The organism is Corallococcus sicarius (genome assembly GCF_003611735.1).
Taxonomy (GTDB): Bacteria; Myxococcota; Myxococcia; order Myxococcales; family Myxococcaceae; genus Corallococcus; species Corallococcus sicarius.
This window is the reverse complement of sequence record NZ_RAWG01000348.1, coordinates 1-9,352: the sequence shown is the minus strand read 5'-3', so window position 1 is coordinate 9,352 and position 9,352 is coordinate 1. Positions and strand designations below refer to the sequence as shown.

Genomic DNA, 9,352 nt, shown 5'->3' with positions numbered 1-9,352 from the left:
GGGGGTGGGCGGGCCCGGGACGCAAGACCTCATCCGCCCCTCGCGCGAGGGCACCCTGCGCGTGCTGAAGGCTGGCGCGAAGGCGGGCGTGGAGCGCGTCGTGATGACGTCGTCGCTCCAGGCCGCGCTTCCGCCGTCAGGCTCCGCGCCGGGGGCGCCTCCGGGGGATGAGACCGTCTGGACCGACCTCTCCGAGAAGGGCACGACGGATTACACGCGGGCGAAGACCCTGGCGGAGCAGGACGCCTGGGCGTTCATGCGGGGCGCTCCGGGCGCCATGACACTGAGCACGGTGTTGCCTGCCTTCATCCAGGGGCCGTTGATGGGCAGGCACCTCACGGGCTCGCTGGAACTGGTGGCGCGGATGCTGCGAGGGCAGGTGTCCCTGGTGCCGAGGCTGGGGTTCAGCATCGTGGATGTGCGCGACCTGGTGGACCTGCACCTGAAGGCGATGACGGCGCCCGGGGCCGCGGGTGAGCGGTTCGCGGGGAGCAGCGACTTCCTCTGGCTGGCCGACATGGCCGGCGTGCTGCGCGAACACCTGGGGGCCCCTGCCGCGCGGGTGTCGACGCGGAGGGCGCCGGACTTCCTGGTGCGGTTCGGGGCCCTGTTCAACCCGGAGCTTCGTCAGCTCACGCCAGGGCTGGGGCTGCGGCGCGAGTTCACCTCGGCGAAGGCCGGACGGCTGCTGGGCTGGCAAGCGCGCACCGCGACGGAGGCGGTGGTCGCGAGCGCGGAGGCCCTGGTCCGCGAAGGGCTGGTTTGAGCGCTGTCACGGGCTGGTAGGCTCGCGGCCCTGATGTCCCGTCTCCTCGCGCCCACGCAGGCCTGGTTGTTCGGCCCCGCCGTGGACCTCTCCGTGTTCGCTGGCAGCGCGCTCGTGTCCGTGGCGTTCGTGCTGGCCGCGCCGTGGCTGGGCGCGGTGGGGGACACGCCCCCGTGGGCGTGGCTGTTGTTCGTGGTGGGCGTGGACGTGGCGCATGTCTGGTCCACGCTGTTCCGCACCTATCTGGACGGCGCGGAGGTGGCGCGCCGGCCGGGCCTCTACGTGGGCGCGCCGCTCGCGGCGTACGCGGTGGGCGTGCTCGCGTATTCCCTCTCACCGGGCGCGTTCTGGAGCGCCTTCGCCTACGTGGCGCTGTTCCACTTCATCCGCCAGCAGTACGGCTGGGGAGCGCTCTACTCGCGCAAGGCCCACGCCTCTCCCTTCGAGCGGCGCCTGGACGCGGCGGCCCTCTACGCCGCCACGCTGGGCCCCGTGGTCTGGTGGCACGCGAACCTGCCCCGGGCCTTCTGGTGGTTCGTGGAGCATGACTTCCTCGCCGGCCTGCCGCGCTGGACGGGCACGGTGGCGCTGGGCGCGCACGCGGTGGTGCTCGTCACGTGGGCCGCCTTCCAGGGCCTGCGCATCGCGCGCGGGGACGGTGTGCAGGCAGGCAAGGTGCTGCTGGTGGCGGCCACCTGGGTCGCGTGGTTCGGCGGCATCGTGCTCGCGCGCGACGACTTCGCCTTCACGGTGATGAACGTGGTGCTGCACGGCGTGCCGTACTTCGCGCTGCTGTTCCGCTACGCGCGCGGACGTCACGCGGAAGGGGGCTTCGGCGCGAAGGGCGTGCTCCTGCGCGCGGGGCTGCCGGGCTTCCTCCTGTTCCTCGGGGGGCTGGCGCTCCTGGAGGAGGGGCTGTGGGACCTGCTGGTGTGGCACGAACGCAGGGCATGGTTCGGTGACAGCGGGCTCACCCTGGAGTCGGACGTGCTGGCGCTGGTGGTGCCGCTGCTGGCGCTCCCCCAGGCCACCCACTACCTGCTGGACGCCTTCGTGTGGAAGGCCGGGCGGGATCCGGCGCTGCTGAACAGGCTGGGCTGGACGAAGGGGCCCCAGGGTCCAGCACCCGTCAGCCAACCCCGTGGGGTGGTAGCCATTCCAGGTGTGGGTGAATAGAGCATTGGGGCCTATGCCCCGACTCCTGCTCGTTTCGAACCGCCTCCCCGTCACCGTCAAGGTGGAGAAGGACAGCGTCTCCGTGGTGCGAAGCGCCGGCGGACTCGCCACCGGCCTCAGCCAGCCGCACGAGCGCTCCGGCGGCGTGTGGATCGGGTGGCCCGGAGATGTCTCCCGGCTGACGGACACCCAGCGCACCCGGGTGGAGCAGCAGCTGGCGGACCTGCGCTGCGTGCCGCTGTACCTGTCCGCGAGCGAGGTCAGCCGCTTCTACGAGGGCTACTCCAACCGCGTCCTCTGGCCGCTGTGCCACTACATGCTGGACCGCATCCCGCGCCAGGACCGCGACTGGGACGCGTACCGCAAGGCCAACGAGCGCTTCGCCGACCTGGCCGCGAAGCACTACCAGAAGGGCGACACCATCTGGGTGCACGACTACCAGCTCATGCTGGTGCCCGGCATGCTGCGCGCGCGCCTGCCCCACGCGCGCATCGGCTACTTCCACCACATCCCGTTCCCGTCGTCGGAGATCTTCAGCACGCTGCCCCGGCGCACGGAGCTCTTGAAGGGCCTGCTGGGCGCGGACCTCATCGGCTTCCACGCGGTGAGCTACGTGCGGCACTTCTCCGGCACGCTGCTGCGGCAACTGGGGTTGGACACGGACGTCGACCGCATCCTCTTCCAGGGACGCGAGGTGCGCGTGGGCGCCTTCGCCATGGGCATCGACGCTGCCTCCTTCGAGACGCTGGCGCAGGAGCCGGCGGTGATGGAGGAGGTGAAGACGCTGCACGCGCGCTCCCACGGCGAGCGGCTGCTGGTGGGCATCGACCGGCTGGACTACACCAAGGGCATCCCCCGGCGGCTGCTCGCGGTGCAGCGCGTGCTGGAGCGCTCCCCGGCCCTGCGCGGCCGCCTGCGCTTCATCCAGGTGGCCGTGCCCAGCCGCACCGAGGTGCAGGCCTACGCGGAGTACCGCGAGACGGTGGACGAGCTGGTGGGCCGCATCAACGGCACGTACGGCACCGTGCACAGCACGCCGGTGCACTACCTCTACCGGTCGCTCAACGAGAAGCAGCTCGTGAGCCTCTACCGGGGCACGGACGTGATGCTGGTGACGCCCGTGCGCGACGGCATGAACCTCGTCGCCAAGGAGTTCTGCGCGTCCCGCCCGGACGAGGACGGCGTGCTCGTCCTCAGCGAGTTCGCGGGCGCGGCGGCGGAGATGCGCGACGCGCTGCTCGTCAATCCCTACGACGTGGAGGGCATGGCGGACGCCATCGAAGAGGCGCTGGAGATGCCCAGGCCCGAGCGCCAGCACCGCATGCGCTGCCTGCGCGCGGGCGTGAAGGCGCGCGACGTGCACTGGTGGGTGGCCAGCTTCCTGGACCGGCTGCAGGGGCTGAAGTCCGTGGCGGAGCGACCGCCGCTGCCGGACGGCCTGCTCGCGCTGGAGAAGCTCAAGGGGCCCGGGCGCAAGGTGCTGTTCCTGGACTACGACGGCACGCTCGTGGGCTTCGCTCCGACGCCGGAGTTGGCCTCACCGGACCCGGAGTTGATGGCGCTGCTCAAGGACCTCTGCGCGCGGCCGGACCTGTCCGTGCACCTGGTGAGCGGCCGTCCGCGCGAGACGCTGGAGGCGTGGTTCGGTGAGCTGCCCCTGGGCCTGCACGCCGAGCACGGTCTGTGGTCGCGCATGCGGCGGGGGCAGCCGTGGCAGGCGCTGCCGGGCGTGTCCTTCGAATGGAAGCCCCGGGTGAAGCCCGTGCTGGACGCGTTCGCCGCGCGGGTGACGGGCTCGTTCGTGGAGGAGAAGACGGCGTCGCTCGCGTGGCACTACCGCAAGGTGGACGCGGAGTTCGGCGCGCTCCAGGCGCGCGAGCTGCGCCTGCTCCTGTACGAGCAGTTCTCCCAGGAGCCCATGAACATCCTGCCCGGGGACCGGGTGGTGGAGGTGCGGCCCCGGGGCGTCAACAAGGGCCGCGTCGTGCCGGAGGTGCTGCGCCAGGAAGCGCCGGACGTCCGCGTGCTGGCCGTGGGCGACGACGTCACCGACGAGGACCTCTTCGCCGCGATTCCGCCGGGTGGCCTCACCGTACACGCGGGCAACAAGCACACGCGCGCGGGCTACCGGGTGGAGGGCCCACCGGAGGTGCGGCGGCTGTTGAAGGAGCTGCTCGGGAAGTAGCGCCTGCCCCGCAGGCGCGTGGGCCTCAGAGGTTGAAGCCCACGTTCCCGATGGAGATGCTGGGCCCGAAGATGAAGGACCACTTGCTGGACGGCACCACGGTGGCGGTGCCCGGGTCGCCGTTGGTGCGCCGGGTGATGTCGCCCCGGAACTCGCGGGCAATCCACGCCTGCGCGCCCACCGCCGCGCCGGGGCCAATGGGCACGCGCAGGCCCAGCCCCAGCACGGCCGCGAGCGTGGGCGGGAACTGGATGTCTCCAGACTGCGGCACCAGCCCCAGGCCCATGAGCCCCAGCTCGATGCCCAGCAGCCGCTCCTGGCCCTCGTTGTTGAGCAATGCCAGACGCGACAGCACGCCGAAGTTGATGGCCAATTGTCCCGTGGGCTGCGTCGCGCGGTAGAGGCCCGCGGGGATGGTGGCCATGGTGTAGAGGCGGAACATGCCGCCGCGCACGATGGCGGTCCACTGCGCGGAGGGCAGGCCGGTGCGGTCCACGGTGGACAGGGCGTAGCGCGACTCGTCCGCGACGTGCGCCACCTGCACGAGGATGCGGTCGTACTGGCCCAGGTTGCCCTGCACGGGGATGACGCGCACCTCGCCGTTGGGGCGCAGGAACAGGCGCTGCTCCACGTGGCTCTCCCCGCGGCTGGAGCCGTCCGGCTTCGTCACGTCGATGCGCAGGGTGATTTCCTGGTTGCCCTCCTCGGGCTTCAGGCGCTCGCGGTGGATGATGACGCGGCAGGTGTTGCGCATGGCGTAGTCCAGCCGGTGCGGGCGGCTGGGGGGCAGCGTCTCGTCATGGCCCTCCTTGTCCGCGCAGACGAACTCCACCAGGTTCTCCACGTTGGTGGGCACGCTCGCCTCGCGCACCGCGCGCTGCACGCGCTCGCTGGTGAGGAACAGGTCCGTGGTGGCCAGCTCCGCCGGCAGCGTGGGCAGCCGGTAGCCGAAGCGCAGCGACACGAAGCCGCCCGCGGTGGGCTCGCCCTGGACGAGCGTGGCCTGCTCCCGCACCGTCACGGTGTAGGCCCCGCCCAGGGGGCGCAGCACGAAGCGGCCCTGGCCGCCGTTGGAGGCCACCGTCACCTCCGCCGGGCGGTTGGTGGGCACGAAGTCGATGCTGCCGTGGCCGGGCAACTCCAGCGTCGCGCGAGGGTCCGGCAGGGGCTTCGTCTCCGCCGTCTCCGAAGCCACCACCGTGCCGTCCACGCGGGACGTGGTGGCGGTGACAGTGACTTGCGGCTCGTCGGTGCCTCGGGTGCGCAAGAGCACGTAGGTGCCTTCGGTGGCCTTCACCACGCGCTCCACGCGGACCCGCGCGCCGTTCACCGTCCAGAGGAGCGCGCGAGGGTCGTGCGCGCACGCCGCGTCCAGCCGCATCACCAGCGCGGAGTCCTCCGCGTCGCGCAGCACCGTGCCCTCCACGGCGGACAGCGGGCACGCGAGCACGGGCAGCGTCTCCGCCACGGAGGTCTCCAGCGCGTCGCCCCGGGCGAAGAACACGCGCGGCGTCAGCCGCAGCCGCACCGCCACGGTGGGGTTCACCCCCGGCACGTTGCGGATGGAGACCGCTCCTTCCGTGACTTCACAGCGCGCGGAGCCGCAGTCCACGGACGCGATGGCCTCCGAGTGCGTCACCGCCACGTAGCCGGGGCCCTTGGACAGGTCCACGCCGGAGGACTGCACCAGGGGCCGCGTGAGCACGGTGCGGCCGGGGCGCAGGCGGAAGAACGCGTCGTCCAGGAAGCGCCCGTTGGCGTCGTACGTCGTCACGTTCGCGCCCGTGCGCGCGAAGGGTGGAAGCCACGACAGCGTCGCGTCCGTGGGCAGGCCCGGCGTCACCGGCACCGCGCAGTCGGACGGGCCCGAGGGCTCCAGGCACACGTCCTGTCCTTCCAGGGGCGCGGGCGGCGCCTCCGTGCCCCGGGGCGTGCCGGACCAGGTGACGGTGACGTTCTTGAGGCCGGTGCCCTTGAGCTCCAGCCGCCCGTCGTCCGGATAGAACGTGGTGGACGCGGCGTCGATGCGCGGGAAGGGCCCGGTGGCCACCACGACGAGGGTGTCGGTGGCCGTGGCGCAGCCGGCTTCATCCGCGGCGACCTTCAGCTCCAGCGTGCGCGCGGTGTCCTCCGGTTTGGCGGGAGGCTTGAGCGAGCGGCCGTCCTCGGAGAGCGTCCAGCCGCCGCGCACGGGGCCGCAGAGGATGCCCTTGGGGAGGACCTCCACCGCCCGTCCTCCTTCGGGGAGCTGGACGACGGGAGCGGCGGTGGCGGCCCCCGCCACCAGCAGGCAGCCAAGGACGAGCGCGCGTGCAGGGTGCATGACCTGCTTAAGCCCGGAGGGCCGCGTCCGGGTCAAGCCCTCCGTGCGGGGCGGTGCGAAGAAGCACCGCCCCTGTCACCTGACTACCGCGAGGCCGTCTTCTGCCCCGGCCCCTGGAGCAGGACGCGGCGCCCGAAGGCCCGGTCCACGCGGCCCAGGAACTCACGGAACTGCGGATACTCGGACGCCTTGATGCGGGCGACGGAGAGGGCCACCTCACCGTCGGCGACGAGCGTGCCGTTCTCCACGCGGTAGGAGAGCTTCACGTGACCGAACGGCGTCGTCTCCTCCACCGGTTGGGGCAGCTCCGCCACGGTGTAGCCGCCGGGCAGCGTGTAGCGCAGCTTGAAGGTGTTCACCCAGGGGCTCTGCATCACCAGGTCGAAGCGGCGCTCGGCGAGCGACGCGTACGCCTGCTGGTACGTGCGCCCGGTGCCGAAGGGCAGGAAGCGCAGGTTGCCGCCGGGGAACACCTCCGCGTAGCGCGGGATGCCCATCTGGAACTCCAGCGTCACGTCGTCGTCCAGGCGGGTGGTGTCGCTGAGCTTCACCTCGCGCACGGTGAGGCCGGGGAAGCTCTGCGCCCACGCGCGCTCGAAGGTGGACTTGCGCGTGGACTCCGGGCGGTAGGCGCGGCGGTAGTCCGGCGCGGACTGGCCGGACACGCTGCTCTGGCCCTTCACGTCCGCGCCGCCGTCGGGCCGCAGCGCGACGTCCATGGCCAGCGTGGTGGTGTTGTCCTGCGCCTTCGCCTCCGGCGTGGTGAGGAAGTTGCTGGTGCCGTTGGGGTCCACCACCAGCACGTTGGCGACGCGGTCCGCGGAAGGAAGCTCCTTCGCGCCGTGGAACTCCGCGGTGCCGTCCAGGTACAGGTCGAACTTGGGCACGTACGCGATGGCGTGGTTGAACGCCGCGAGCGACGCGGGCTCCGCGTCCAGCGCGCCCAGGTTGCGCATGCGCAAGAGCACGAGCTTGCTGTCCACGCCCGCCACCTTCAGCATGGAGTAGATGAGGCTCGCCTTGTCCTTGCAGTCGCCGAAGCGGCGCGCGAGCACGCGGTCCACTCTGTACGGCTTGAAGCCGTGGATGCCGAACTCCAGCGCCACGTAGCGGGTGTTGGTGACGACGAACGAGTAGATGGCGCGCACGACGGCCAGCTCGTTCTTGCGGTCCACGCCCTGGAGCACCTGGTCCACCGTCGCCTTCAGCTCCGCGTTGGGCTGGAGCTGGTCGCGCACGAGGCCCCACCAGTAGTTGCCCACCTGGTCCCAGGTCTTGTACGTGGAGATGTGCAGGTTCTGGGCGACCTCCGCCCAGCCCGGCATGCCCGGCTCCGGCACCACCTTGGACACGTGCTTCGCGCCGAAGCGGTACACGGTGCGGTCGGCCTCCGGCGTCTCCTGCGCCTGCGTCACACCGGCCAGGCGGCTCTTGTTCCAGTACAGCGGCCGCTCCCTGGGCATGTCCACGACGTACTGGAAGCGCACCTTGGGATAGGTGCTCTGCACGCTCTCCACGTCGCCCCAGTAGTCCGACAGCAGGTTGTCCTGCGCGGTGTCATCCATGCGGTAGGTGAGCTCCAGCGTGTCACCGGCGGACAGCGACGGGAACGACAGCACGCGCGCGCGGGTGTCGTAGTACATGCCCGACCACGGCTCGTTCATGTTGCGGTCCGCGTCGCCGTAGCTCTCCACCACGGAGCCGTCCGGCTTCGTCACGCGGGCGCGCAGCACGCGCACCTCCTGCCGGTCCGGCGAGTAGGTGACGGGGATGTTGCGGAACGCGTCCACGCCGCGCTTGTTGAGCACGCGCACCACCATCTGCTGCAGGCGGCTGGACAGGCCGCTCTTCTGCACGCGCACGTAGGTGTTGTCCACGAGGTAGATGGCGTCCTCGTGCACGTAGGCTTCCGCCTCCTTGTCGAGCGGCTTCGCGTCCACCAGGTACTGCGAGCCCGCGCTCTCCGAACCGCCCTTGAGGGCGCGCAGCGCCTCCTTGAGGCCGGGGTTCTGCGGGCGCAGCACCAGCGAGCGCTCGAAGGCGGCCAGCGCCGGCTCGCGCTGACCCGCGGCGAGCAGCGCGCGGCCCTCGCGCTCGTAGACCTCCGGCTCGTCAGGGGACAGGGCCTTGGCCTCGGTGAAGAGGGCGGCGGCCTCCTCCGCGGCGCCGTTGGCGGCCTTGAGCTCCGCCAGCCGCACGCGCGAGCCGTTGTCGAAGGGGTTCAGGTCGGTGAGCTTCGCGTACTCGCGCTCGGCGGCGTCCACCTTGCCCGCGTCCGCGAGCATGGCGGCCAGCTGCCGGCGGGTGTTGGTGTCATCGAAGCGCAGCGCCAGCACCACGCGCATGCGGTCCATGGCCTCCTGGTGGCGGCCCAGCTGGCGCGACGCCTGCGCGGCGACCCGCACCACGCGGGGGACGCGGGGCTGCTGGCGGAAGGTCTCCTCCACCAGCGCGTGCGCCCGGACGCGCTCGCCCAGCGCCTCGGCGGCGCGGGCCAGCAGCAGCTTCGCGCCCGGCACGGCGCGGCCGTCATCCTGCGCCAGGATGGGGGCCAGCAGCGGCTGCACGCGCTCCGGGTGGCCGCGGTCCATCTCATGGTCCGCCAGCGCCAGGCGCGCCGGGGGATAGGTGGGGTCCGCCTTCAGGGAGGCTTCCAGGAAGCGGCGGCGCTCGTTCAGGTCGTCCGTCTGGGTGTTGGCGGCGAGCAGCTGCAGGCGCGCATCCTTGGGGTCGGCTTCCGCGGCGGCGGCGGCCTCGGCGGCGGCGGTGTGCTCGCGCTCGTCATAGGCGCGGAAGAAGGCGAGCACCTGGGCATAGTCGCCACGCAGGGCCGCGTCGTCCGGGTTCTTCTCCACCAGCGCGCGCAGCGCGGAGGTGAGGGTGGGCAGGGGCTGCGGCGCGG

The 9,352-nt window shown here is 71.9% G+C and carries 5 protein-coding genes; 3 read left to right on the top strand and 2 right to left on the bottom strand.

Annotated features, from left to right (window positions below; genetic code table 11):
* The 3 genes from D7X12_RS35080 to D7X12_RS35070 form a co-directional block, all read left to right on the top strand.
* Nucleotides 1–766 (top strand): NAD-dependent epimerase/dehydratase family protein (locus D7X12_RS35080; protein ID WP_120629564.1); only part of this gene is annotated, 766 nt, incomplete at its 5' end.
* A 33-nt stretch (nucleotides 767–799) separates the two neighbouring features.
* On the top strand, nucleotides 800–1,942 hold the full coding sequence (locus D7X12_RS35075) for a hypothetical protein (protein WP_120629562.1): 1,143 nt from the start codon (nucleotides 800–802) through the stop codon (nucleotides 1,940–1,942).
* 13 nt (nucleotides 1,943–1,955) lie between these two features.
* Nucleotides 1,956–4,127 (top strand): bifunctional alpha,alpha-trehalose-phosphate synthase (UDP-forming)/trehalose-phosphatase, encoded by a 2,172-nt coding sequence (locus D7X12_RS35070; protein ID WP_120629561.1) that lies wholly within the window; start codon nucleotides 1,956–1,958, stop codon nucleotides 4,125–4,127.
* A 25-nt stretch (nucleotides 4,128–4,152) separates the two neighbouring features.
* Here D7X12_RS35070 and D7X12_RS35065 read toward each other — a convergent pair whose 3' ends face one another.
* Entirely contained in the window at nucleotides 4,153–6,450 is a 2,298-nt protein-coding gene (locus D7X12_RS35065) for a hypothetical protein (RefSeq protein ID WP_208719482.1), read from the bottom strand.
* An 83-nt stretch (nucleotides 6,451–6,533) separates the two neighbouring features.
* A partial coding sequence (locus D7X12_RS35060) for a DUF3857 domain-containing protein (RefSeq protein WP_120629560.1) occupies nucleotides 6,534–9,352 on the bottom strand: 2,819 nt, incomplete at its 5' end.

Coding starts and splice junctions, on each gene's coding strand:
- D7X12_RS35075 (WP_120629562.1), top strand. CDS start 800: ATGTCCCGTCTCCTCGCGCCCACGCAGGCCTGGTTGTTCGGCCCCGCC.
- D7X12_RS35070 (WP_120629561.1), top strand. CDS start 1,956: ATGCCCCGACTCCTGCTCGTTTCGAACCGCCTCCCCGTCACCGTCAAG.
- D7X12_RS35065 (WP_208719482.1), bottom strand. CDS start 6,450: ATGCACCCTGCACGCGCGCTCGTCCTTGGCTGCCTGCTGGTGGCGGGG.